General features: G+C 68.4%; 25 protein-coding genes and 1 other RNA gene. 18 read left to right on the top strand and 8 right to left on the bottom strand.

Annotation, left to right across the window (positions count from 1 at the left end):
• Window positions 1-29: 29 nt before the first annotated feature.
• The 16 genes from QM624_RS02745 to QM624_RS02670 all read left to right on the top strand — a co-directional run bounded on the left by QM624_RS02745 (window position 30) and on the right by QM624_RS02670 (window position 14,887).
• On the top strand, window positions 30-248 hold the full coding sequence (locus QM624_RS02745) for a hypothetical protein (protein ID WP_415088577.1): 219 nt from the start codon (window positions 30-32) through the stop codon (window positions 246-248).
• Window positions 248-727: a hypothetical protein gene (locus tag QM624_RS02740; protein ID WP_415088576.1), complete on the top strand. Its 480-nt coding sequence runs from the start codon at window positions 248-250 to the stop codon at window positions 725-727. The genes QM624_RS02745 and QM624_RS02740 overlap by 1 nt, the downstream gene beginning before the upstream one ends.
• Window positions 724-1,251 carry a hypothetical protein gene (locus QM624_RS02735; RefSeq protein WP_415088575.1) on the top strand — a complete coding sequence of 176 codons (528 nt, stop codon included), beginning with the start codon at window positions 724-726 and terminating at the stop codon, window positions 1,249-1,251. The genes QM624_RS02740 and QM624_RS02735 overlap by 4 nt, the downstream gene beginning before the upstream one ends.
• Window positions 1,248-1,526, top strand: a complete 279-nt coding sequence (locus tag QM624_RS02730) for a DUF5403 family protein (protein ID WP_415088574.1) — start codon at window positions 1,248-1,250, stop codon at window positions 1,524-1,526. Before QM624_RS02735 ends, QM624_RS02730 begins: the two co-directional genes overlap by 4 nt.
• A gap of 14 nt (window positions 1,527-1,540) precedes the next feature.
• Window positions 1,541-1,903: a hypothetical protein gene (locus QM624_RS02725; RefSeq protein ID WP_415088573.1), complete on the top strand. Its 363-nt coding sequence runs from the start codon at window positions 1,541-1,543 to the stop codon at window positions 1,901-1,903.
• 12 nt (window positions 1,904-1,915) lie between these two features.
• On the top strand, window positions 1,916-2,740 hold the full coding sequence (locus QM624_RS02720; RefSeq protein ID WP_415088572.1) for a hypothetical protein: 825 nt from the start codon (window positions 1,916-1,918) through the stop codon (window positions 2,738-2,740).
• Window position 2,741: 1 nt separating this feature from the next.
• Window positions 2,742-3,107 carry a hypothetical protein gene (locus QM624_RS02715; protein ID WP_415088571.1) on the top strand — a complete coding sequence of 122 codons (366 nt, stop codon included), beginning with the start codon at window positions 2,742-2,744 and terminating at the stop codon, window positions 3,105-3,107.
• Between the two features lie 197 nt (window positions 3,108-3,304).
• A complete protein-coding gene (locus tag QM624_RS02710) occupies window positions 3,305-3,466 on the top strand; it encodes a hypothetical protein (RefSeq protein WP_415088570.1) in 162 nt (53 codons plus the stop codon).
• A gap of 16 nt (window positions 3,467-3,482) precedes the next feature.
• On the top strand, window positions 3,483-7,070 hold the full coding sequence (locus QM624_RS02705) for a hypothetical protein (RefSeq protein WP_415088569.1): 3,588 nt from the start codon (window positions 3,483-3,485) through the stop codon (window positions 7,068-7,070).
• The gene (locus tag QM624_RS02700) at window positions 7,067-8,392 is read left to right on the top strand and encodes a distal tail protein Dit (protein ID WP_415088568.1); all 1,326 of its coding nucleotides are present in this window, start codon (window positions 7,067-7,069) and stop codon (window positions 8,390-8,392) included. The genes QM624_RS02705 and QM624_RS02700 overlap by 4 nt, the downstream gene beginning before the upstream one ends.
• Window positions 8,392-11,079, top strand: a complete 2,688-nt coding sequence (locus QM624_RS02695) for a phage tail spike protein (RefSeq protein WP_415088567.1) — start codon at window positions 8,392-8,394, stop codon at window positions 11,077-11,079. The genes QM624_RS02700 and QM624_RS02695 overlap by 1 nt, the downstream gene beginning before the upstream one ends.
• Complete coding sequence (locus QM624_RS02690) at window positions 11,076-12,062, top strand: hypothetical protein (protein WP_415088566.1); 987 nt, start codon at window positions 11,076-11,078, stop codon at window positions 12,060-12,062. The genes QM624_RS02695 and QM624_RS02690 overlap by 4 nt, the downstream gene beginning before the upstream one ends.
• A 10-nt stretch (window positions 12,063-12,072) precedes the next feature.
• Window positions 12,073-12,441 carry a hypothetical protein gene (locus QM624_RS02685; RefSeq protein WP_415088565.1) on the top strand — a complete coding sequence of 123 codons (369 nt, stop codon included), beginning with the start codon at window positions 12,073-12,075 and terminating at the stop codon, window positions 12,439-12,441.
• Window positions 12,442-12,508: 67 nt separating this feature from the next.
• The gene (locus QM624_RS02680; protein WP_415088564.1) at window positions 12,509-14,098 is read left to right on the top strand and encodes a peptidoglycan-binding protein; all 1,590 of its coding nucleotides are present in this window, start codon (window positions 12,509-12,511) and stop codon (window positions 14,096-14,098) included.
• Window positions 14,099-14,104: 6 nt separating this feature from the next.
• On the top strand, window positions 14,105-14,596 hold the full coding sequence (locus tag QM624_RS02675) for a hypothetical protein (protein ID WP_415088563.1): 492 nt from the start codon (window positions 14,105-14,107) through the stop codon (window positions 14,594-14,596).
• 18 nt (window positions 14,597-14,614) lie between these two features.
• On the top strand, window positions 14,615-14,887 hold the full coding sequence (locus QM624_RS02670) for a hypothetical protein (protein ID WP_415088562.1): 273 nt from the start codon (window positions 14,615-14,617) through the stop codon (window positions 14,885-14,887).
• Window positions 14,888-15,123: 236 nt separating this feature from the next.
• On the opposite strand, the gene rnpB is transcribed toward QM624_RS02670, so the two are convergent.
• Window positions 15,124-15,511: RNase P RNA component class A (rnpB, locus tag QM624_RS02665), an RNA gene on the bottom strand.
• Window positions 15,512-15,677: 166 nt separating this feature from the next.
• On the opposite strand from rnpB, the gene QM624_RS02660 reads away from it, so the two are divergent.
• On the top strand, window positions 15,678-16,238 hold the full coding sequence (locus tag QM624_RS02660; RefSeq protein WP_415088561.1) for a calcium-binding protein: 561 nt from the start codon (window positions 15,678-15,680) through the stop codon (window positions 16,236-16,238).
• 72 nt (window positions 16,239-16,310) lie between these two features.
• On the opposite strand, the gene QM624_RS02655 is transcribed toward QM624_RS02660, so the two are convergent.
• The 3 genes from QM624_RS02655 to QM624_RS02645 all read right to left on the bottom strand — a co-directional run bounded on the left by QM624_RS02655 (window position 16,311) and on the right by QM624_RS02645 (window position 18,934).
• Window positions 16,311-16,901, bottom strand: coding sequence for a DapH/DapD/GlmU-related protein (locus QM624_RS02655; RefSeq protein ID WP_415088559.1), 591 nt, complete (start codon window positions 16,899-16,901; stop codon window positions 16,311-16,313).
• A 61-nt stretch (window positions 16,902-16,962) separates the two neighbouring features.
• A complete protein-coding gene (locus tag QM624_RS02650) occupies window positions 16,963-17,856 on the bottom strand; it encodes an acyltransferase domain-containing protein (protein WP_415088557.1) in 894 nt (297 codons plus the stop codon).
• Between the two features lie 295 nt (window positions 17,857-18,151).
• Window positions 18,152-18,934 carry a VOC family protein gene (locus tag QM624_RS02645; RefSeq protein WP_415088556.1) on the bottom strand — a complete coding sequence of 261 codons (783 nt, stop codon included), beginning with the start codon at window positions 18,932-18,934 and terminating at the stop codon, window positions 18,152-18,154.
• 63 nt (window positions 18,935-18,997) lie between these two features.
• On the opposite strand from QM624_RS02645, the gene QM624_RS02640 reads away from it, so the two are divergent.
• Window positions 18,998-19,663, top strand: a complete 666-nt coding sequence (locus QM624_RS02640; RefSeq protein WP_415088555.1) for a winged helix-turn-helix transcriptional regulator — start codon at window positions 18,998-19,000, stop codon at window positions 19,661-19,663.
• A gap of 150 nt (window positions 19,664-19,813) precedes the next feature.
• Here QM624_RS02640 and QM624_RS02635 read toward each other — a convergent pair whose 3' ends face one another.
• From QM624_RS02635 to QM624_RS02620, 4 genes are all read right to left on the bottom strand, one after another.
• The gene (locus tag QM624_RS02635) at window positions 19,814-21,256 is read right to left on the bottom strand and encodes an RNB domain-containing ribonuclease (RefSeq protein ID WP_415088553.1); all 1,443 of its coding nucleotides are present in this window, start codon (window positions 21,254-21,256) and stop codon (window positions 19,814-19,816) included.
• A gap of 263 nt (window positions 21,257-21,519) precedes the next feature.
• Complete coding sequence (locus tag QM624_RS02630; RefSeq protein ID WP_415088552.1) at window positions 21,520-23,202, bottom strand: alpha/beta hydrolase; 1,683 nt, start codon at window positions 23,200-23,202, stop codon at window positions 21,520-21,522.
• Between the two features lie 85 nt (window positions 23,203-23,287).
• Window positions 23,288-23,914: a response regulator gene (locus QM624_RS02625; RefSeq protein ID WP_415088551.1), complete on the bottom strand. Its 627-nt coding sequence runs from the start codon at window positions 23,912-23,914 to the stop codon at window positions 23,288-23,290.
• Window positions 23,911-25,128: a sensor histidine kinase gene (locus QM624_RS02620; RefSeq protein ID WP_415088550.1), complete on the bottom strand. Its 1,218-nt coding sequence runs from the start codon at window positions 25,126-25,128 to the stop codon at window positions 23,911-23,913. Before QM624_RS02620 ends, QM624_RS02625 begins: the two co-directional genes overlap by 4 nt.
• Window positions 25,129-25,138: the final 10 nt, after the last annotated feature.

The raw sequence follows: 25,138 nt of genomic DNA, 5'->3' as shown, positions 1-25,138 counted from the left end.
AGTCACCCCAACAGACTGAAGGAGCAGAAATGGCCAAGCGCTGCATTGCCCCGTTCGCGACCCTTGTCAACGGCGTTCCCCGTGTGGTCGCTGCTGGCGCGATCGTCGCCGACGACGACCCCGCAATCGCCGGTCGCGAGAAGAACTTCGAGGACATCGCATCTGCGGTCGCCCGTAGCGTCGCCCAGGTCGAGCAGACCACCGCCGCACCGGGTGAACGGCGTCAGGGGCCGAAGCGGAGGCACTGATGCCCGTGCCTGACCTGATCGATCCTCCCTTGGAGGGGTTCGACGCCGCCGCCGTGAAGGCGGCCGCGGGACGCGTAAGGGCCGAATGCCACTGGCATATCGCGCCGGAGTTCACGCAGACGTTCGTCTGTGAGACTCCGCGCGATGGGATCGTCGATCTTCCCACGCTTCATCTGGTGAGTGTGGAATCGGTCACGGTGGACGGCCAGCCAGTCGCTTTCGACTGGAGTGTCTCAGGCCGGGTAGTCCTTCCGGGGCTCCCGTCCGGTGCCAGTCTCCGCAGCCTGGTGATCGTCGCCCGTCACGGCTTCGAGGCATGCCCGCAGTCGCTGCGCGGTGTCGTCGCCGAACTTGCCGCCCCAGGTCTTGGTGGCGGAAAAGCCCGATCCGAGGTCACCGGACCATTCACCGACTCGTACTTCGAGTCGGACGATGCCGCCGAGGTTCTGGCCGCCTACCGGCTACCGGTTGTTGCATGAGCGGCGCTCTCGAACCCTGCACCCTGCACGGTGGCGGCAGCCTTCCGGCCGGGATGATCGCACCCGGCGAGGACGGGAAGGCGGATCTCTACTGGCGGCGCCGCCAGGACTCGCCTGTGATCGCAGGCAACGCGATCGACGCTCGCGGCCGGGTGTGGCTCGTAGAAGACGTCGCGATCTGGCGCGGCCGACCAGGCGGCGTGCATCTACGACTACGGCAATGCAACACCGCCGGCACGCTCACACCGCGCACCGCGTCGAAGTCCGGGTACGGCGTACAACTCATCGACGGAACTCCCGTCGACCTGCTTGGCGTACTCAACGTCCTTGCCACAGACGATCCGGACGGTCACGTCGTTACCCGAGCTGAACTGGTCCCCGTCGGGTCCTGGGTTGGAAAGTCGGGGGACCTCATCAGCTTGACGGACGGCACGCGCTGGGAACAGGTCGGTGACGTCATGGACCGCGCTTCGGGGTCGTGGACGCCCCTGCCCGTCATTGGCCTGAGAGTGGTCCGCGCATGAACCTCGTGGAGCGGCTCGCCGGCCTGCCCGGCGTCCAGCGGGAGGTGGACCAAGCCGCCCGCAAAGTGGCCCGCACAGCGAAGGCGCTGGCCGCCGGTCACGGCAGCCTCGCCGGCGACATCAAGGTCGAGCGGGTTGGGCCGCTCGACGTCGACGTGGTCCTCGAACACGAGGCAGCGCTGGCCATCGAGGTTGGGCACGTCGACAAGGTGTTCAAGTCTGGCTGGGTGCCTGGTCTGCACATCATGCGGAACGCCGCCAACCTCACCACCTGAACGGGAGATGAACGATGGCGTGGCTGGACGCTCCGACGTGGGTGCAGAACCAACTCGACGCAACATTCCCGGCCTGGCAGATCACGCCCGAGGCCGACGATGTCCGGCTCAACCAGTACCCGTCCGTGGTCTGGTCGCTGCAACTGTCCAACCCTGACTCTCGCGGGATCTGGACCGGGAACCTGACCCTGACCCTGACGTGCGAGCCACGGGACGCAGACGGCCACGTCGGAGCTCTCCATGACGCGGTGCAGGCCTGGCAGACACCGGGCCCGATCCAAGGCGTCACGCTCATCAACTACGCCCCCGATCGGTCGCCAGCCGGCCGGGCGGTTCGCACATACGTGCTCATCTACTCCCTGACCTGGGACCACTGAAAGGAAACACCCATGGCAATCGTCAAGGACGGCCTGATCGTCCCGAAGTTCGGGGCGATGTTCACCGCCGTCGAGAACACCAGCCCGATCGGCGTGATCAACGACTTCACCCTGTTGGCCGCTCCGGCGACCGGCGGATGGACCCATCACGGGCACCTCAGCCGGGAGAACCTGCCCGAGACGTCGTCCGACGGCGGCGACACTTCCACCCTGTCCACCTGGCTGGAGATGAACACCGACAGCGAGACCGAGGAGTCGGTCGACACCGTCGTCTACAGCATGCTGCAGCGCGACGCGAACACGCTCGCTGCCCTCACCGCGCTGTCCGGCACGAAGGTGTCGGTCTTCGAGCTGTGGATGGCGGGCACTCGCCGGTTCGGCATCTGGTACCCGTCGATGAAGGCGGCCATGACCGGCCGGCCGACGCCGAACGGCACCGACCAGTACTCCGAGTCGAAGCTGTCGATGACGATCCTCAAGCCTTCGGTGTCGATCGCCGCGCAGCACAACCCGGAGCTCGGCCGGACCGGTTGGCCGAACGCGACCAACCCGGACTCGCTCTACTTCGACACCACCGCATTCACCGGCACCGCGGCTCCGGTCATCGGCTCGGCCCTGCCGTCCGGTGCGGCTGTCGGCGACTCGCTGGTGCTCACCGGCGTCCGGTTCACCGGTGCGACGGGCATCACGATCAAGGGTGCGGCGGTCACCAAGTTCTCGGTGCTCAGCCCGACGATGATCTCGCTGGTCGTGCCGGCCACCGTGGCGGGCGCATCGCCGATCATCGTGACCACCCCCGCAGGCCCCTCCCCGGCCTTCGCGTACACGGCCGCCTGATATGGGCAAGGGGAAGAAGAAGCAGGCGAAGGCGGTCGAGTCGGTTGATCCGACGTCGACCGTCGCCTACTGGCTGGATCGGGCACCGGAGATCCGTGGGATTCGGCGTCCGGCCACCCGGATGAAGATGGCGGCATTGCTGCAGCGGGTCGACCCTGCACGCCTGGTCGCCGACGTCGACATGACCGACATGGCGGGAGTGGTGGCCGACATCGACGAGTTGCTCACCGTCGCCGGCGGTGACGCCTACACCGACTGGATCGAGCAGGTTCCGTTCGCGGACGGGCTGCAGGTCGAGGTGCTGCTGGAGTACTTCAACTCCAAGGTGTTCCCCGACCTGGGAAAAGGCTTGAGCTCGCCGAGCTGAGCGACGGCGCGGAAGTCGAACTCGTCCACGACTTCCGCGCCCACTACCACCTGTCGTGGTGGGAGCAGGTCGAGCGAGGCGACGTCGAAGAGCTCGACCTTCTCCTGGCCGGGCTGAAGCTCCGGCCGGACTCCCTGTGGCGAGCGACCATCTTCACCCGGAACCCGCCAAACCGATCCGAAGATCAATCAACCCAGATGGGCTGGCTGGGCTGGGATCAGCAGCTGGCGCTGCTGTTGGAGATCCGCAACCTGCTCGCCGGGAAGAGCGGACGCCTGCAAGGCCCGCCGACGTCGTCCGGCGAGACACAACTCGAATCCGAGATCGACGTGCTGAAGCAGCTGCGCCGTCCCAACTGACTGAGGGGGTGCGGCGGTGACCGACTATGTCGACAAGGTAGGCATCCGGGTATTCGCCGACACCCGCGATGCCGACCGGGACGTCAAGAAGCTCACCGCGAAGCGCCGCCGCACCGTGATCGAAGCTGTCCTCGACGACGCGGTGGCGAAGCGGGCACTGAAGAGGATCCACGACCACCCCGAGGTGGTGGAGGTTACTGCCCGCGTCGAGAAGGCGCGGGCGAAGCTTGAAGCACTCAAGCGCGACATCCAGAAGGATGCCGACGCGACCGTCAGCGTCAACGCCGACATCAAGACCGCGCGGGCCAAGCTGGCCCAGCTGCGTGCCGACCTGGCCAGCACCGACGACAAGGCCGCGAAGGTCAAGATCCGCGCCGACATCAAAGACGCGATGGCCGGCATCAAGCAGCTGCAGGCGCACCTCGCCGGCATCCAGGACCACAAGGCGCAGATCACGGTCGAGGCCAAGCAGGCGTCGAAGGAACTGGGCAACCTGGAGAAGGAGCGCACGGCAAAGATCCAGGCGAAGGTCGAATCTGTCGCGGCGAAGCTCGAACTGGCGCGGGTCGCTCGCGACCGGATCGTGAACCTGATCGTCAAGGTCCGGTCTTCGGCGGCTGCGGCGCAGATCCGCTCCCTGGTGGCCGGCCTGTCAGGTCTGAATATGTTGCGCGGCTGGGGGCAGTCGCTGTCCAACCTGGGCGCGAACCTGCCGCAGATCGCGATGAAGATCGCGATGATCGGCTCCGCCATGGCGGCCCTGGTGTCGGTCGGGTTCAATGCGGCCGGCGCGGTGGCGGCGCTCGGATCGTCACTGGCCTCCATCGGACCGATGGCACTCGTCGGCGTGGCCGGGATCGGTGCCGCGGTGTCGATCATCGGCACCCTGATCGCCGCGTTCCGCGGCGTTGGTGCCGCAGTGTCGGCGGCCGGCAAGTCCATGGGTGGCGGCGGTGGCGGCGGCGGGTCGATCGGCCAGTCGGCGCAGGAGGCCGCCCAGAAGGCGCAGCAGCTCGTCCAAGCTCAGCGCGCCCTCCGCAACGCCCATGAGCAGGCAGCGCAGGCAGCCCGGAACCTGAAAGCCGCGCAGCGTGACCTGAAGGATGCCGAGCAGTCCCTGGCCGACGCGCAGAAGCGGTCCGTCGAGGCTCAGAAGGCGCTCAGCAAGGCCCGCGAGGACGCCCGTCGCACCATCCGGGATCTCGCTAACGACCTCACCGACGCGAAGCTGGACCAGACGCAGGCCGCCTTCGACTTGGCGGACGCCGAGAAGGCCTACGCCGACGCGGTCCGGCAGGGCGCCGATCCCCAGAAGCTCGCGCGGCTCCAACTGGAGTTGGAGAAGGCTCAGCAGGCGTACAAGAAGTCGGGTGAGGCGGTCGAGGACGCTGGGAAGAAGTCCGACGAGGCCAACCGGAAGGGCATCGACGGTTCCGACGAGGTCACCGACGCGCAGAAGCGGATCGCTGACGCGGCCCGTGAGGTCCGCGACGCCCAGCGTGGCGTAGCCGAAGCGCATCAGCGGGTCGCCGATGCACAACGTGGAGTCCGGGACGCCGCCGAGGCCGTCGCCGACGCGCAGGCAAACCTGCGGATCGCGAACATGAAGACCGCCCAGTCGGCCGGCGCGGCCGGCGGCGGCGTGAACGCGTTCGCGGACGCCATGAAGAAGCTCCCCCCGAACGCCCAGGAGGCCGTCCGGGCATTGCTGCGGCTCGGTGCCCAACTGGAAGGCGTCCGGCGCATCATCCAGCAGCGCTTCTTTGAGGGGTTCGCCGCCCATCTGGACCGGCTGTCCGCGGTGATCATCCCGCAGATGCGGGCCGGGCTCGGCAACCTCGCGGGCGCCCTCGGTGCGTTCACCAACGCCGGCATGGACGCCCTCACCAAGAGCCTCGCCGGCGGCGTGCTGCAGCGCATGTTCGACCTGACCGCACAGTCGGTCCGCAACGCCACCGAGGGGCTGCGGTCGTTCATCGACGGCCTGGTCCGCATCGGTGAAGCCGGTGCGACCTTCCTACCCGCCATCGGGGATCGGCTGGCCGAACTCGGGAAGCAGTTCGGCGAGTGGGCGTCCAACGCCGACCTGGCCGGGATGATGCGCGAGGCCGCAGCCCAGGCTGGCCATCTGTGGTCCGTGGTCAAGAACCTCGGCGGCATCATCGGCGGCGTATTCAAGGCGATGGACACCGGCCGCTCCGCCGGGCTCGCCAGCCTCGCCGACACCTTGGGCCGGATCCGGGACATCGTGAACAGCCCCAGCTTCCAGAAGGCGATGGGCATCGTCTTCACCGGTGCCGCCGTCGGCGCCGCGGCGCTGGCCAAGGCGCTGAACCCGATCGGGAAAGCACTCGAGGATCTGTCACCGCTGCTGGGCGACATCCTTGCCACCCTGGGCGGCGCCGCGGCGTCCGCGCTGACCGGCATCGTCGAGGCGCTGGCCCAACCGGTCGCGCAGGATGGCCTGTCTGCCGCGCTGGCCGCGCTGGGCGAGATGATCAAGAACATCCCGTGGATGGCACTCGGTCAGGCTGTCGGTGTCCTCGGTCAGGCGATCGCGCAGATCGCGCCACTGGTGACCACCCTCCTCAACGCGGTCGCTCCCCTACTCCCCCCGATCCTGGCCGCCGTGGCGATGCTCATCCCGCCGCTGGTGCGACTGGTTCAGGCGGTGCTCCCGCCGCTCGTGACGATCATCCAGGCGCTGATTCCTGTGATCGAGGCACTCGCACCGGTGATCGACGCCCTGACGCCGTTCATTGCCGAGCTGGCAGGGTTCCTAGCCGACCTGCTCGAACCCGCACTGAAGGTCATCGCCTGGGTCATCGAGAACGTTGTGGCCCCCGCGATCAAGTTCATCGGGAACCTGATCGACGGCTGGATCAAGATGGTCGGGGCGTTGATGAGTGGCCAGTGGGTCAAGGCCTGGACGATCGCCCGAGAAACGATGGCGAAAGCCGGCGAAGCTATCCGCGGCTTGATCGTCAGGATGGTGGCGAACGCCCTCGGCGCGATCCTGAAGTGGGCCGTCGACATGGGCGCCAAGGTCAAGTCGATGTGGAATGACACCGTCGCCAAGGTCAAGACTGGCGCGGGTCAGGTTGTCGACTGGGTGAAGGGCATCCCGGGCCGGATCAAGTCGGCTCTGGGTGGTCTCGGCAATCTGCTGCTCGGCGCCGGACAGAGCATCATGAACGGTTTCCTCGAAGGCCTGCAGCGCTCGTGGCGGTACGTGACCGACTTCGTCGGCGGTATCGCCGACTGGATCGCCCGGAACAAGGGCCCGCTCGAGTACGACTATCGGCTGCTGCAGCCCGCCGGCAAGAAGATGATGGCTGGCCTCAAGGACTCGATGGCCGAAGGTTTCCGCGACGTTCAGGGCCTCGTCTCCGGCTTCGCACCACGCATCTCCGCCGACCTCACCACCGACGTGTCTGCGGGTGGCCGTCAGGGCGACGGCATGGTGCAGCTCAACTTCAACGTCGAGAGCATGTCGGTGCGCAACGACAGCGACCTCCGGCGGATCTCGACCGGCCTCGCTGACGTGGTCGCCTCGCGTGGCCGCGCGGCCGGGAATCTTGGATTGGTGGTGACGGGCGCGTGAAGTTCGCAGGTGTGGATTCCTCGGCGGTCGGGGTGCGGTGCTTCCCGCAGATCGGTCAGTACATCGCTGACGGCGACAGCCAAACCGTCCGCCTGCCTGGCCGTGACGGCGAACTGTTCTTGTCGGCCACCCAGGGCCCGGCCGAGTTCCCGATCACGGTGCGGGCAGACGCCGTGAGCGCGGCCGCTTCCCGCACGCTGCTGGACGGTGTGGCGGCATGGCTGCAGCGCGGTCCGGCGCAGCTGGTGTTCGACGAACTCCCCGACCGGTATTGGACTGCCCGGCTTCGCGGCGGTCTCGCCTGGTCACTGGGCGCCGGATCGTACCGGGTCGTCTCGAACATCGTGATGCGCGCCGACGACCCGCACGCCTACGCCCTCACCGATGACACGGCCGTGCTCACCGCTCCCGGCACGGTGACACGCACGAAGGGCAACGCGCCGTCCAGGCCGACCGTGTGGGTGACCGGAACGCTGACGAGTGGTCAATCGGTGACGCTCAACCTGTGGGGTAAGACGGTGACTCTCACCGGCCCGCTCTCGGCTGGCGAGGTAGCACTGCTCGACTACCGGGATTACACGTTCCGAGTCGTCACGCGCACCGTCGTCAATGAGGTACGGCGCAATCTTGAGACGACCCCTCGTGCGACGACAGCCTGGAGCGGTTCACCTGGCACGGGTGGCGCGTGGACGTTGACCTTAGAGACAGACACCCGCTGGAAGGGTGGTGTTGCGCGCAAGGCGGTGTGGACGGCCGCCGGAACAGTAACCGCTTACATTTCGGCGCCCGGCCTCCAGGTTGGAGTCGGGAAGACCTATGTGCTTGCGGCCCGCTTCGCGACCCCCCTCCCCCCGAATGCGTTTATGCAGTTCGGCGGGGGCAGCGCACCTACCTTCTCCTACGGCCCTCAGCAGACCGTTGACCACGGGGACGGTACTGTCACTCTTTGGCGGGCCGGTACTGTCACAGCGGCGGGCGCCGGGGGAAATCTGACGACAGTTCCAGCGGTTTTCTGCGTTCCTCCTGCTGTCGGGGCCGTCCTCATGCTCGGTGACCTCCTGGTCGAGGAAGCGGACACCTTCCGCGGCTACTTCGACGGCGGCTACAGCCCCGACTTGAATCTCATACCAAGTTGGCTCGGTGCCGCGAATAGCTCCGCGTCCAATCTGAGCAACTTCGTCATCACGCCACTGCGGAACCTTGCCGGGAAGCTGTCCAACCTGGCCCGCATCAACTGCCCGGTCGGCGGCGGGCCTGTGTCGTGGACGACGACCGGCAGCATCAGCCAGGTCGCGATCGCCTGCAACTCGAGGTGGATCTGATGCTCATCGACCAGCCGGCCGTCGTCGCACTCGACGCGGCTGGGGCACCAGCCGACGTCCTGCCTGACGTGTGGGACCTGAAGGTGATCACCGAGATCAACGGTGAGCAGACCATTACCTGGACGATGGCAGCCAACGATCCACGGGCCGCGCTGATCGTCAACGAGGCCCTCGTCCAGGCCGACGGCGTGCGCTTCCGGATCAAGAAGGTCACCACCGCCCGCGAAAGCACCGACACCCCCACGATCGCCGTCTACGGCGAAGCCACCTGGTACGAACTGGCTGGCAAACCGAGACTGGTCGACCGGGAATGGACCAGCAGCCTCGCCGGACCGGCGGTGACCGCGGCGCTGGTCGGCACCGGATGGTCGGTCGGTCTTGTCACCGTCACCACCAGCCGATCCTGGACATGGTCTACCGGGAACCCGCTGGAGGTGTTGCGCCAGATCCAGCAGGTCCATGGAGGCGACCTCACCTTCGACACCCAGACGAAGACGGTCAGCCTCCGCCCCACCCAAGGGGAGGACCTTGGGTTGCTTTTCGCCGCCGGCCGGAACGTCAACACGTTGCGCCGCATCGTCGACACCTCACAACTCGTCACCCGGATGCATGCCGTCACCGAGGACGGCTACACCTTCGCCAGCATCAACGGCGGCAAGGACTACGTCGACAACAACACGTGGACCGCCGAGGTCATCCATGGCTACCTGACCTACTCGGAGTCGACCGGGTCCGGCGCGATGCTCGCCCTCACGCAGGCCGCTCTCGCCGAGTACGCGAAGCCGCGCACCACCTACGAGGCCGAGGTGATGGACCTCAGCGCCATCGCCAACGACAACCTCGAAGACCCCCACCTCGGCGACGAAGCGATCGTCTTCGACGAGCAGATCGGCATCCAGGCCAAGCACCGCATCGTGCGCCTGGAGAAGGACATCCTGGAGCCCTGGCACACAGTCGTCACCCTGTCCTCGACGCTACGGAACCTGGGCGACGGCTCGGACGGCGGCAAGTTCTCTGGCGAGGACGACCCCTCGGCAGTCAAGCCGAAACCGCCCACCGGGCTCAACCTGTCCACGGCCGGCTACTGGTACAACGGATCCCCGCGATCCTCAGTGCAGGCCACCTGGAGTCTCGTCACCGAAGGCATCTCCGGATACGGCATCGCGATCGCCTACTACAGCGTCCGAATCACCGGCGGCCGCACCGCCCGCGCCGACAACACCACGGTCGGGTTCGACGGTCTTGACCCCAACCAGCTGGTGTCGGTGCAGGTGTGCGCTGTGTCCGTCGACGGCGTTGCCAGCGACTGGACACCAGCTGCTCAGATCACCACCGCAACTCCGACGGCCGACATCGAGCCGCCGACCCCGTTCACGCTGTCCAGCCAGTCCGGGATGATCACGATCGCGTGGGACCGGATGATCCAGGGTGGCGGCATCCCCTACCCGCCGCCGCTGTACCTGGCGCACATCCAGGTCCAGGAAGGCACCTCGGCGGCAGGCCCATGGATCGGCGCAGGCGCCGTCACAACCGCCGTGCCGACCCTGATCCGCCCGCACACCGACCACATCGGCGAAACCCGCTGGTACCGCGGCCGCTGCGTCTCCACCACGGGTGTGGAGGGAAGCTGGGGAACCACGTCCTCGGTGGTGGTCACTTCCGCCATCAACACGGCAGTGTCCGATGCCCAAGCGGCAGCCAATGCCGCTGCGGTGGCCGCGTCGAATGCGCAGACGACGGCGAACGGGAAGAACAAGATCTTCACACAGATGTTGTCCCCCATTCCCGCCGATGGCCTGACGGTGGGTGATGAGTGGTATGTCCTGAACGTCTCGGGGCAGATCATCGGCGTTCGTATCTGGAACGGGGGCGCGTGGGCCGCTCGTCCCTTCGTGGCGGACTCGGTGATCGTGCCGTCCTCGGTGGGGCCAATCCTTCTGGCCGACGGTGCGGTGACCGCGCCCAAGATTGTGGCGAACGAGGCGCTGATCAACAAGATCTTCACCGACGAACTCGTCGCCAGCAAAGTCTCCGGCGTCATGATCCAGGGCGACGCGATCGACGGCAAGACCGTGACCGGCGCGGTCGTCCGTACCGCAGCATCCGGCGCCCGAACACAGCTCGACACGAACGGCCTCAGAGTCATCGACTCTGGCGGGAACGACCTGGTCAGACTGGGTTTTAGCTACCCCACCGGTCTGGCGGTCCGTGACCCGAAGACCGGTGGGATGCTGGAAGCCTCAGGAATGATCTTCGGATCGCAGTTCCTGACGCCGAACGGGCATCCTCGCGGCTGGGACACGGTCGCGGTGAACACACCGAACTACACCCGGGTCGGTCAGTACGCCACCGCGATCAGCTCGCTGTCCGGCCGCGCGAACCTGGTCGCCTACGTCGCGATCGCCGGGAACTCCGGCGGCAGCGAGCTGAACTCGATGGACGTCATGGTGCAGGTCCACAGCGTCTCCAACCCGGCCTCACCGACCACGAACCGCCTCCATGCTGCCCAGAACCCCGTCTCCTGGACGAACCTCACCGTGATGAACACCGAGACGGTGATCCTGATGGAGCCCGCCGACTTCGGCACCGCCGGGAACGCCTACCCGGTGGTGTGGGTGAGGAACCGGAACTCCGGCTCCCGCAGCCTGCAGGCCTGGGTCGGGCCGATTGCGGTGCTCCCGGCATGACGGAGATCCGCATCGCCGCGCCCACCGACACCGCGGCCTGGACCCAGGTCGTCAACCGGACCCGGGCCGGCGTTGTCCCGTCCGGCTACACCTGGTCGGGCTGGTTCGGGGTCCCCGCTGACAACATGGCCACCAACTGGACGCCGACGTCGACCGGCATCCAGCGCGCCTTCGACGACTTCTACGGCTTCTTGGCCCTGTCGAACCTCTACCAGCCAACCGATAGTGACCGAGGCACTGTCGTCACCGTCAACATGACGGCCACCGGCACTTCGTCGGGCGCCGGTGACTACCTGGTCACCAGGTACCGGTTGGGCGGCTCGGTCAAGACTGCGACGGACACCCCGATGTGGATCACCGAGGGCTCCAACAAGACGCTGACGCAAGTCTTTGTCATCCCCGCTGGTGCCACTGATATCAGCGTCTCGACTGACGCTTCGGCTATCGACGTCGGCGACCGGATCACCGCGCTGTCGGTCACCGCCGTGGTGCAGTACATGCCGGCGCCGAACGCTACGACCTTCCGGATCTGGCGACCAGCGACCGGCCTCACCGATGTCACGTCGAAAATGCTGGGCAGCTTCATCCTCAACGCCGCCCAGTCGGGTGATCTTGAGATCGAACTGAAGTACACCTACGACCTGACCACCTGGGTGGGGAACCCGTCCCGCGCCGGCCGGCTCCTCGTCATCAACCCGTCCCGGTTCACCCGGGTGCACGCCAAGCCGTCCGGCAGCTTCGGGTTCCCCGGCGCCTACTACCAGGTGTGGCACCGCTGGAACAGCGGCAGCAACGTCGCCGACGTCGACCTCGACATCCCCGGCAGCACCACCGCAACCGGCTCGTACAACTCGAAGGTGAAGATCCCACCGCTGCTGATCGACGTCCCCGCCGGCCAATCGTCATCGACGCTCACCATCTCAGTCGCGCTCAACGGCGGCGTGGCGGGCCCGCAACAACCCACCCTGTTCGTCCCCTGCTAAGGAGACCCGCATGCCTCAAGACGGCGTCCACGACTACGTCGACCTGACCCTGATCGTGAACCCATGGCAGGCGATCGTCGCCCTCGCCGTGGTGTTCGCTCTGCTGATCTGGCCGCAACTCTCCGCACGGTCGTCCGTCCGACGGGTCGAGAAGACACTCACCACGAACAACGGCGGCTCCCACATCAAGGACCAGATGGACCGCATCGAGGCCGAGGTGCACGGCATCGCCAAGGCACAGAAGGCGACTGACAAGAAGCTCGCCGATCACCTCACCTGGTCGGACGGATTCGTCCAGGACGTCGATCGCAGAGTCGAGCAACTCGAATCCGGCGAGCCATCCCGCCGGCGCCGATTCTTGTTCCGCCGGCGCCGCTGACCACATCATCCCCGAGCCCCCGACCTCACCCGAGGCGGGGGCTTTCGCATACCTGAAGGAGATCCTTGTGAGCCTCAGCCCGAAGTACACCCATCCCACCGAGAAGTGGACCCTGCGTGGGGACGCCGCCGCGTCCTATCTGCGGATGCGAGCGGACGGCCACCCGGCCGGCGGGATCGATGTCTACTCCCGTACACGAAAGCAACAGGAAGCGCTCTACAAGGCGTACAAGGCCGGGAGGGGCCCGGTCGCGGCGAACCCGGACGGTGACCCGCCGCACATGGACGGCCGGGCGATGGACTACCGGACCACCTCCGGCAACAAGTACGCGCCGGGCGCTGCGCACACCTGGGCGTCGAAAGGTACCGACGGCTCCAAGAGCCCCCGACAGCTCGGCAAGAGTGCGGACTGGTCGGACCGGGCCGCCAAGTACGGGTGGGGCCGCACCGTCTCCTCGGAGCGCTGGCACAGGGAGTACAACCGGGCGAAAGACACCCACCGTGCTGCCGGGCTCAAAGCTGCGCTCAAGACGCTGGGGGCCACGGACGTGAAGAGCTTCCAGAAGTCGCGGAAGCTCACCGCGGACGGCGTGGACGGCCCGATCACCTGGGCCGAGATCCTGCGGCAGCTCGACAAGATCAAGCCGGCCCCCAAACTCGGCGATCGCGTGCTGCGCCGGGGGGACACCGGGCCGGATGTCGCCGAGTTGTCCCAGCTGCTCACCGCCCGCGGCCACGACGTCGGCGTCCCGGCGAACAGCTTCGGGTCCGCGGTGGAGAAGGCGGTCATCGCCGAGCAGACCGCCGGAGGACTCAAGCCGGTGGACGGCAAGGTCGGTCCGGACACGCTGGCCTGGCTGCGGAAGCCGCCGGTCGTGGAGCCCCCGGACGCCCCGCAGGATCCGGATGACACCCAGGACCCGACCCCCGAGGCTCCCGACCCGGTGAGGGACTTCCGCCTGCTGCAGGCGAACACACTCAACGACCAGCGCTTCCCCGACGCCAAGCTGGGCGTGCCGAACGCCTCGCCCCAGTGGCCCGAGTGGCTGGCAAAGCAGCGGCCGTCGCTCATGCTGCTGTGCGAGGTCGACCTGGTGCGCCGCAACGCGATCATGGCAGGGCCGTACTTCAAGCACTGGACCTACTGGGCCGAGGGCATGGTGTCGGTCTGGTGGGACAAGCGGAAGTGGCGCCACACCGGTACCAAGAGCTGGACCCCCACCAAGACAGGCATCCACGGCGGCAGCCGAGCGACCCTCGTCGACACCGAGGGCAGCGATCTCGAGATGGACGTCATCTCGGTGCACATCCGGCCGAGGGCCGCGTTCCCGGCCAGCTACTCGGACGAGCGTGTCGCCCAGGCCAAGCGCGACGAGCTGGACGTGCTGCTCGGCAAACTCGCCCGGAAGGACGTCGCCACCTGGGTGGGGGGTGACTTCAACACCGGCACATACCGCTCGGTGCTGGAGGCCCTCGGCTTCAAGGCCGCCACTCCGCACCAGGCGACGGCGGGCACCAGCAAGCTCGACGCCGTCTGGTTCCGGCCCGGGAAGACCGTCGAGTGCGTCGCCCGCGACCGGACCCTGCTCAATCCCGAGCTGTCCGACCACAAGGCGTGGCTCGTCAACGGCACCATCCGCTCCATTCCCACCAACTGAGAGGGCATGACCATGTCCAACAACACCCGCAAGGCCCTGTATGGGCTCATCCCGACCGTCGTCACCCTGCTGACCGTCTACGGCGTCCTGACCAGCAACCTCGGAGTCCTGTGGGCCAACGTGGCCACCCTGGCAGTCGGCTTCGGCTACGCGGCGTCCAGGGCAACCGGGCACCGCTTCGGCGACCCTGAGGTCCGCCGCGCACTCTACGTTCTGGTGCCCGCCGGAGTGGCACTGGTCGGCGGCTACGTCTCGCTCGACGTTGGCCTATGGACCTCGCTCGTGATGGGCATCCTTGGTGCTGCACTCGCCGGACTGAACGTCGACCCAGACGAGCAGAAGGGCGCCGGCGACGGTCTCGACATCCTGAACGGCAACCCGCCGCCCAAGCCGAAGCGAGGACTTACAGCGCGCTGGGCGATCGCTATGGCAGTAACCACGGGACTTCTCTTGGCTGGCTGCACGGACGCATCGGTCGCCAGCCGGAACCTGTCTTAGGAAGCCGAGCAGTTCCGGGTGAACCGACGAATCGTCGGAATCAACCTGATCACCGACAAGTACCTGTTCATGGTCGAGGGCCGCTGCAGCATCGAATCAGACACTGCCGACCAGCAACTCGAAGTGACGTGCAAGATCGGCGAGAACGCCTACCAGAAGCACTACATCGGCTTCACCAACGGATCGAACATCGCCTACACCGTCGAGCAGTTGGAAACCACCGACGTGAACGTCTACCACTACACGTTCGTGTTCAAGCCCGAGGTCATCGTTCCGAAGGCAACCCGCTAACGAGGCCACCTCCCACCCATAGACGGCCCCCGCTCCACTTCGGAGCGGGGGCCGTTTCGGCGTCTTCGGAGGGCAAGTCTCGGTCCCTCTCGGTCCCTGACGGCTTTCGCCGAACCCTGCCGTTGAGGCGTAGCCCGGTCCCTCTCGGTCCCTCGGCACATTGAGCCAGAATCACGCAGATTCAGCCCTTGAAGTGCCTCCTGACTACGGTCGACGCCTCGATGAGGCGAAGATGGGGGACGAGCCGGCCTGTAAGCCGGATTCTGTGGTCCGAAGACCGGTGATCATCCATCTGCGACCGCCGTTGCCGGCGGCCTTCGCCCCTGCTGGGGCGTGCAACCTACCCGGACGCCTCGCGCGGGCAGCGCTCGAACGGCGTCCGCGAGCCCGTCCGAAGACGGGCCCTTCTTGGTCTTGCTCCGGGTGGGGTTTGCCGAGCCACCCCAGTCACCTGGGGTGCTGGTGGTCTCTTACACCGCCGTTTCACCCTTACCGCCGTCGCCGGCGGCGGTCTGTTCTCTGTGGCACTTTCCCGCGGGTCACCCCGGGTGGGCGTTACCCACCACCCTGCCCTGTGGAGTCCGGACTTTCCTCAGCTTTCGCCGCGATCACCCGGCCGACTCGTCCGGGCTCATGGTAGTGCCACGGCCGGAGAGGGTGATACCGCGAGCCGCCCCGGGGCTGCATGAGGCGATCCTCATCAAGGCGTCACTCGGGTCTCATCGGCAGTTGGTGGAGTACTGACCAGCAGGCGGGCACCAGGCCCGTTCCCCCGATCAGAGGAGACGTCATGTCCGACTCCACCTTCATTCAGCGCATCGCCCGCTGGGCCGTCCTGCCCGCCGCGATCGGCCTGGGCTTCGGCCTCAGCGCCTTCAGCGCACCCGCCGCCGAGGCCGCGACCCACTACTGCAACGGCTACAAGGCGACCATCGTCGGCACCAACGGCGCGGACGACATCGAAGGCACCAGCGGCCGCGACGTCATCGTCGGCCTGGGCGGCAACGACGAGATCGACGGCAATGGCGGCAATGACATCATCTGCGCCGGCTCGGGTCACGACGAGGTCGACGGCGGTTCGGGCAACGACTACATCCACGGCGGATCGGGTCATGACTCGATCGAGGGCGGCAGCGGCAACGACCGGATCTACGGCGCCAGCGGCAACGACCACGTCGAGGGCGAGAGCGGCAAGGACAAGGTCTACGGCAACTCCGGCCACGACCTGGTCGAGGGCGGCTCGGGCAAGGACAAGGTCAGCGGCGGCTCCGGCAACGACACCGTCAAGCAGCGCTACGCCAGCGACCGCGAAGAGGACCGCTGGGAGCACCGGTACGGCTACGACGACTGACACTCCGTCAAATCGACACCACATCCCGGTCGCCTGATGGCGACCGGGATGTTGCGTGTGGGGACCGAACGCCTACTCGGCTCCACCCGGAACTCGGCGGACGACCCGAGCCGGCGAACCGACCACAACCGTCCCGGCGGGGACGTCGCGGGTGACCACCGAGGCCGCCGCGACCACCGCACCGTCACCGATCGTGACGCCGGGCAGGATCGTGGCGTTCGAACCGATCCAGGAGTCCTTGCCGATGACGACCGGCTTGGGCACGACGTCCGCGCGCCGGGCCGGGTCGAGGTCGTGATTGAGGGTGGCGATGACGACGTTGTGTCCGATCAGGGCACCGTCGCCGATCGTCAGGCCGCCCTGATCCTGGAATTTGCAGCCCATGTTGATGAAGACATTGCGACCGATCCTCGTGTTGCGGCCGAAATCGGTGTGGAACGGCGGAAAGACCGTCACCGTGTCGTCGACCGGCCCGCCCGTCAGCTGAGCGAGCAGTGCCCGCACCTCGGCCTCATCGTGGTAGCTGCCGTTGAGTTCGGCGGTGATCCGCAGCGCCCGCTGCGCCGCGCGGTGCATGACGCCGAACAACGGCGAGCCGCTGGGAATGGTGCGCCCGGCCCGCAGTTCGGCAAGCAGGTCGTCGATCGTCAACTCGGCTGGCATGCGAGGCACCCTATCGCCGGGGGCATCGGCCAGGCCTCGAGCGGAACGGGCTGGGCCGGGCTCAGCGGCCGCCCGGAAACACTGCCCGCGGAATCCGGCCGCTCCGAAGCGTCCAGTGCTCACCCTGCTCGATTCGGGACGCCACCGCTTGCTCGAGACTGGTCGTCCGGGGTAGTCGGCGCAGGTCGTAGGGCACCCGCTGAGCGAAGGTGAAGTAGACGGCGTCGTCGTCGCCGCGTTCGACCTGGTCGTCGAGGGTCCAGCGCTGTTGGAACGCCGCAATGTTCGATCCGGGCAGCGCGGCGGCGAGTTCGGGCGCCAGCAGCCAACTGTGACACCAAAAATGTGTCGCCGGCAGATCCGGAAAGTGCGTCGCGTAGAAACGAGTAGCCCGCACGAGGGAATCGTCCACGGCGTCCGGGCTGAGCGCGCCGGACCGCGGCGCGCCGTCCGAGCGGCGACGCGGAATATGCGTCGACAGCACCCATTCGCCATCAGGAAGCGGTTGCACATTGAGCTGCAGGCGCCCCAGCCAGGCGAACCCGCCGGCCCAGACGGTCCGAAGCCAGCCCTGGTTGTGCAACCCGAACCGTCCGTAGGCCAGCCGGTGCACCCAGACCTGCCGGCCGAGGTCCGACAGATTGCGCCACGCCTGCACCTCGGGGACACCGCGGCCGAGTTGATAGGCGACGACATCGGGAGCGGTGACGAGTAGCGCCAGCATCGGGATCGCTCCGGCATCGGGCTGGTCCGGAAGCCCCGCCCACGGATCCGGCCCGTCCACCGCGAACCGGCCGATTCCGGCCCGCAACAGTTCGGCGCGGCCGGCCAGATCGGCCGATAGATCGGGGGCGGTCAGGACGTTCGCCGCCATCCGCTCGACGCCGGGCAGATCCTGTTCGCTGAACCCCAACCGACCCGCGTCCGCCACCACGCGGCGGAGATCAATGTCCACTCGACCAGCCTAGGGAAACTTCTGGGCGAGCAACGCAGCCCGACTGCCCCCCAAGCCGACGAGCGCGAGTAGACGCCTTCCGCCCCTTCCCCAAGGGCGCGCCTGAAGGACGGACGCCGGGGATAGTCGGCAGGAGTCTGATATCGACCCCAGAGTGACCGCGGCACCGACCCAAAACGGTGGACCGTCCGCCGAGAGTGCGACGCTACCTCCACCACTCTGGGGTCGATATCAGACTGCGCCGCCAGTACGGCCAGGCCCTGGTCGGCTTCCCAAGCAAGGCTCAGCCCACTGATCACTGGGCGTCGGGCTGGTGAAGCAGTTGGCTGACCGAGAAGGTGGCACCCCCGGGGTCGGCCAGCGTGGCCGACCGGAACGGCAGTCCGGGGACGTCCGACGGCGCGGCAAGCACCGATCCCCCTGCCGCTGCAGCCTCAGCGGCAGCGGCTTCGGCGTCCGCGATCCAGAAGTCGACGTCCCAGCGGGCCGCACCCGGCGCCTCCACCCCGACCGCGACCACGTCGCGCGGGACCGGCTGACTGGGTTCGCCGCCGACGTATCCGGGCAAACGCCACAGGCTGCTGCCGCCGAACTGCTCGCGGTGCCAGCCGAACACCTCACCGTAGAAGTCGTCGACGCTGGCCAAGTCGGGCACGGTCAACGAACTCATCGACCAGGCGCTGGGCTCGTTGACGAGCTCGGCACCCTGCCGTCCGACCGGCTGACTGGCGCACAGGACGGCGCCGGCGGGGTCGGCGAGCACCACCAGCATCGAGGCCGGCGAGAGATCCATCGGACCGGCCAGCACCCGCCCGCCGGTGCGCTCGGCGCGGCGCGCGGCCTCGGCCACGTCGTCCACCCGCACCTCGGTGATCCAGGCCGGGACACTGCCGGCCTGCGCGGCGGGACCGATGCCGGCCACCTCGCGTCCGCGCAGCCGGGCCAGGGCATAGCCGCCGCCGTCTTCGAAGGTCCAGCCAAACACTCGGCCGTAGAAGGCCGCCGCCTCATCGACGTCGTTGGCCAGGCAGGTCACCCAGTTGGGCACCCCATGGGGGTAACTCGATCGTTCGCTCATGGCTTGAGGTTAGACCTATTACTAGGTTTTTCCAAGTATCTACTTGGATTGTACGATCTGATCATGTCGAAACGGTCCTATGACGACTCCTGCGGCATCGCCCGAGCGCTCGATCTGGTGGGCGACCGATGGACGCTGCTGGTCGTCCGCGAGTTGCTGCTGGGACCCAAGCGCTACACCGATCTGCAGGCGGCTTTGCGCCGGATCGCGCCGGACGTGCTGGCCCAGCGGCTACGGGACCTCGAAGCGGGTGGGCTGGCCGAGCGCGTCGAGCTCACCGGACCCGGCCGGGCGCGGGTCTACCGGTTGACCGATCATGGCCGCGACCTGCAGCCCGTGCTGCTCGCGCTGGGCCGGTTCGGCAGCCGGCTGCCGCTCCCCGATCACCCGGAGGAGCTCAGCCCCGACGCCTTCGCCGTCGCGCTACTCACCGTGTTCCAGCCCGCGCGAGCGGCCGATGTCACGGTGCGGGTCGGGCTGAGTCTTGGCGTCGAGCGGTTCCTCGTGGCACTCGACGACGGACAGCTGGCGGTGAGTCGCGAAGCCGACGGCGAGCCGGACGCGTCCCTGGAGACGACGCCGGGCGTCCTGACCCAGCTGCTGTGGCACGGGCTCCCGCTCGCCGACGCCGAGGCGTCCGGGAAGCTGCGGATCAGCGGCGACCGCCGCGCAGCCGAGGCGTTTGTAGGAGTGTTCGCCACCCGGCTCACCCCGCCGACCGCTGGTTGAGCCTGTCGAAACCCCCTGAACTCGACGTACGGGTTCGTCATCCCGGACTTGATCCGGGATCTCCACGGCCCCGAACCTTCCGATCAGGGAGATCCCGGCGTCCGCCGGGATGACGGGCGTAGCCGGGGGTCTCGACAGCCGAAGCGCGGGTCAATCGGTGAAGGCGCGGAACTCGACCCGGCCGTTGACCAGGTCGGCGGCGACCAGGGTGGCGGTGATCTCGGTGCCCAGCCGCAGCCGGCGTCCGCCCTTGACCCGGGCCTCCACGGCCGGGTCGCGCAGCTGCAGCCGTCCGGCCGTGCGCTCCGGGTCGACGTCGATCAGCAAGCCGGTGAACTCGTGTCCGATGCCAGGGGCCAGCACCATCGCCTCGACCAGGTCGATGATGCCACGCTCGTAGCGGCCGGCCCTGCGCGACGACGCCTCCATCTCGGACGGCAGTTCCTCCAGCGCCGCCAGCACCCAGTCGGGAATCGGCTGACCGGCGCACACCGCGACGCACACCTCGCCGGCGTAGCGGTCGACCAGCCGCCGCAGCGGCGCCGTCACATGCGCGTAGGGGGCGGCGATCGCGGCATGTTCCACTCCGTGCGGGGGCGCTCCGTCGGTGAACGCGTCGTAGCCCGCGCCACGGAACAGCGTCGTGCAGGCGTTCAGCATCGCCGCCTCGCGCGGGACGGCGGCGTCCAGGCTCCGGACGAACTCCGGGTAGCTCACCCGCTGTTTCCAGGAGATGCCGAGGCCCTGCGCGGTGCGGCGCAGCCGGTCGATCGCGTGGTCCTCGGCGGGCGGCAGGGTGCGCAGAATGCCGACGCCGGCGTCCAGCATCATCCGCGCGGCGACCATGCCGGTGAGCAGCGAGATCTGCGCATTCCAGCCCTCGCAGGGCAGGTTCGTGCGGTACTCCAGCGTCCAGGTGCCGTCCTCGGCAACGTGCACCTCCTGCTCGGGCACGCCGAGGCTGACCCCGCCGCGGGCTGCCTCGGCCGCTTCGCGCAGCCGGCCGACCTCGGCGAGCAGCACCAGCACGTTCTCGGCCGTTCCGCCGTCCAGCAGGCGTTGCACCTCGTCGTAGGAGTACCTGCGACGGCTTCGCACCCGGGCCCGACCAACCGTGGACGCCGTCGGCTCACCTGCTGCGTCGAGCCGGATCTCCCAGACCAGCGCGGGGCGCACCACGTCGGGCAGCAGGCTGGCCGCTCCCTCGCTGAGCACCGGCGGGTGCAGCGGCGTCCGCCGCGTCGGTGCGTAGAGGGTCTCCACCCGCTGATGGCATTCGACGTCGATCGGTCCGCCCGGCGTGACGAACGCAGCGACGTCGGCGATCGCGTAGCGAACCAGGTAGCCGTCGCCGTCCCGGCCGAGGTGCAGCGCCTGGTCGAGGTCCATCGACCCCTCCGGATCGATGGTGACGAACGGCACCTCGGTCAGGTCACGCTCGGGCAGCCGGACGTCGGCGGCGGCCCGCTCGGCCTCGGCCAGCACCTGCTCGTCGAACTCGTCGGGGACGCCGAGCAACTCCCGCAGCTGGGCCAGCCCCTCCCGCAAGGGGGCGGGCACCTGGTCGAGGAAAGCAATCTCGCGGCCGGGCATCAGTGACCTCCGTTCGTCGTGGTCACCCTAACCGCGCGACGAAAACTCGGGGGACATCCGGGCGGGCCACCTCCGCCCTCGTCATCCCGGCGAACGCCGGGATCTCTCTCCGCACGCTGAAGTAGGAGATCCCGGGGCAAGCCCGGGATGACGAAGGGCACCAGGATGACGGAGGCCACCGGGACGACAGAGGTCACCCAGACGACGGGGACCACCGGGACGACGGAGACCACCGGATGACCCGGGCCGCAGAAGACGGAAACTCAGGAGGCCGAGTTGCCTGAGCCGGCAAGTGTTCCGGGGGCCTTCAGCACACTGACCGAGTTCCGGATCGCGTCCGTGATCGCGGTGATCGGGGCACCGGGGCGGTCCAGCACAGCCGCCCAGACCGGCACCAGTTCGTCCTCGTAGATGTGCCCGTGACCGGCCGGGGTGTCGAGGCTGGTCAGCATGTCGGTGGAGATCTGGAACCAGGTCACCAGCGGCCACCAGCGCAGTGCCGGGTTGACGTCGCTGCCGGCCCGCTCGCGCATCCAGTCCGGCTCCCGCCAGGCCAGTCCGCCGGTGAACCGGCACATCGGATCGGACGCGTGCTGCAGGTACACCACTCGCGGCGTCTCCCACTTCCCCAACACCCGGCCGTAGGCGTCCGCGACCAGTTCGGTGGGTTGGGTGACGAACCGGATGTTGCGGCCGTTTTCGATCACCGGCGTGATCTCGGGTGATCCGCGCATCCGCGACTGGGTGAGTTCGCGGGCGATCTCGGTGAATCCCGGGGTGCCGATCCAGACCGCGCCGTCCACCTTGCGCAGCATGTCGTCGGCCGACACGAACGCCCCATGGCCGCCGAAGGAGCCCAGTGACTCGCCGCTGGCGTACACCTTCGGACGCTGGTCGGCGGGCAGGTCGTGGATCGCCTCTTCGAGTGCAGCGAACAGCGCCCGTGCGCAGGCCTGCGGGGTTTCCGCGTCGGCCAGGTAGACGAAGGCGCTGGCCAGCTTCGAGTACTGCACCGACACGGTCGCGCAGTCGCCGCCGGTCAGGTATTCGACGGCTTGGACGGAGAACTCGTCGACCCAACCCCGTCCGGCCGGGGTGTCGATCACCAGCGTCCCCCGGGTCAGGGCACCGGTGCGCCGCACTTCGGCCATCGCCACCTCGACCGCCGCCTCGACACCGCCGTCGCCCAGCGACGCGTAGACCCGGATCGGCTCCATGGCCGGCTCCCCCACCACGGCCGCGATGCCCTGCGCGCTCGGCCCGCACGAGGTGAAGATCTGGCCGCGCCGGCCCAGCTCGTCCCAGGACTGCGCGGAGCCCTCGGAGCCGCTGCGGGTCGGCAGCTGCGGTGCGTGCAGGTTGCGCGGACGCCGCCGATCCAGCTTGTCGGCCTGCCGGGATATCCGCTCCAGGGCCTGGTGGAAGACCATCCGGTTGACCATTCGCAGCACCACGACGGCGATCAGCACGGCACCGGCGATGGACAGCACCGAGGGCAGGAACAGGTCGAGACCGCGGGTGACCCACGTCGTGAACAGCACGATCAGCCGAATCAGTGAGGCCAGCAACAGCATCGTCGCGAGAGCCACCAGCGTGGCGGCGATGTCGGTCCAGGCGGCCTGCTCGGACATGCCGACCAGCCGGGCGGTCTCGCGGTGTTCACGAACCGACCACCACCAGCCGGTGATCACCGCCACGATGCCGAGCGCAAGCAGGATCCAGAACCCGCCGGCGAGATGCCAGCTGACCTGCACCTCGAGGTCGAGCAGCCGCATCACGGCGTCCGCGGTCATCTCGAGCAGGAAGCCGACCAGGTAGCCGATGGCGGCGCTGACGCCGCCGACCAGGCCCTGCCACAGCCAACGCCGCGGCAACAGCGAGGGTGCGAAGCTGACCAGGAACATGGCCAGGCCCAAAACGAGCCCAACCCCTGACCAGGCGCCCATCGGGACTCCTCTCGCCGATTCCGGATCACCCTAACGCCTCGGTCCGGTGGGCCTCCGATGGCGATCCGGACGGCGGACGGCGGGGTCAGTGCCGGATGATCCGCCGCTCGATCGCGGCGGCCACCGCGCCCGCCCGGGTGTCCACGCCGAGCTTGGCGTAGATGTGCGACAGGTGGGACTTCACCGTGGCCTCTGACACGAACAACTCCCGGGCAAGCTCCTTATTCCCCAGCCCGTAGGCCAGCAGTTCGAGCACCTCGACCTCGCGTTCGGTGATGGTGATCGCTCCGGGCGTGGCCCGGCGCACCAGGGTGGCCGCCACCGACGGCGCCAGCACCGTCTCGCCGCGCGCCGTGGCGCGGATGCCGGCGAACAGCTCCTCGGGCGGCGCGTCCTTGAGCAGGTAGCCGCGGGCACCTGCCTCCAGGGCGCGCAGAATGTCCGACTCGGTGTCGTAGGTGGTCAGCACCAGCACCTCGGGTGGTTCCGGCAGGGCTCGTAGCGCCGCGGTCGCCTCGGCACCCCCGGGTCCGGACGTGCCGAGACTCAGGTCCATCAGCACCACCTCGGGACGTGCCTCGGTCACCACGCTCAACGCGCGACTCAGCCCGTCGGCCTCGCCAACCACGCTCAGGTCCGGCTGGCCGGCGAGCAGGGCACGCAGCCCGGCGCGCACCACCGGATGGTCGTCAACCAGCACGATCCGGATCATCGGGTACTCCTTCGGGGCACCGGGCCGGGGAAGCAGACCGACACCGTGGTGCCTTCGCCGGGCGCGCTCTCCACGGCGGCCCAGCCGCCCAGATCCTCGGCGCGGGTCCGGATGCCGGCCAGGCCGCGTCCCCGAGTCCCCGAGGCTCGGACGGTGTCGGGGACGAAGCCCCGTCCGTCATCGCGGACGTCGAGCAGCACGGCGTCCGGCTGATAGGTGAGGGTGACCACGGCCCGGCTCGCTGCGGCGTGCTCGACCACATTGGCCAGCGCACCACGAGCCGTCCGGACCAGCGCGGCAGCGATGTCGGACGGCACCGGCACCGGTTCGCCGTGCACCCGCACGGCGACGTCCAGACCGGCCCTGGTCTCGGCCAACCGGCGCAATGCGGTCGGCAGCGCCGCGCCGCTGGGGTCGTCGGAGAGCTCGGCCGGCGCCAGATCCCGGACGACGCGACGCACCTCGTCCAGGCCGTCACGGGCGGTCGCCGCCGCCGTCCGGACGTGGTCGCGGACGGCGGCCGGCTGGACCTCCCAGGCCTGCTCAGCGGCTTGGAGCAGCAAATTGATGCTGGACAGGCCCTGCCCCACCGAGTCGTGGATCTCGCGCGACAACCGGGTCCGCTCGGCGAGCGCACCGCTGCGGTGCTGCTCCTGAGCCAGATCGTCCTGCGCTTCGACGAGCTGCTCCAGCACCTGCTGACGGGCCCGCGACTCGCGGTCAAGCGCGCGGTAGGCGAGCACCGTGAGTAGCGCCACCCCGATCGGGCCGACGATCTGCACCGGGTCGACTCCGTCGGTGATCCGCGCCCACGACACGGTCAGCACCACGGTCATCGCCATCACGACCGTGACCGCCCAACCGAACGGCAACACCTGCAGCACGGCGAACGCCACCGGCACCGCACACCAGGCGAAGGACGGCGCCGCCACCGTCAGCCCCGCCCACAACGCCACCATCGCCACCGCCCAGGCCGTCGGCCACCAGTTGCTGCCCCGCAGCAACCCCCGGGTCGCGTAGGCGACGCCGAGCGCCAGCGCGGCGGTGAGCACGCCCCCGCTGGGCGCGCCGAAACCGTGCCGATCGAGGTAGCGCACCGCGCAGGTGACCAACAGCACCACCAGGACGACCAACAGCCACCGATCGAGCCGTCCGGCCGGCGCGAGGATGCCGTGCTCGCCCGGTCTGGGCGCGAGGGAGCTGCGGTCGGACATGACCGTTCAG

This window comes from Micropruina sp. (assembly GCF_047606365.1).
GTDB lineage: Bacteria > Actinomycetota > Actinomycetes > Propionibacteriales > Propionibacteriaceae > Micropruina.
Note: the sequence above shows the minus strand (reverse complement) of the source record. Positions and strands in the feature narration are given on the sequence as shown.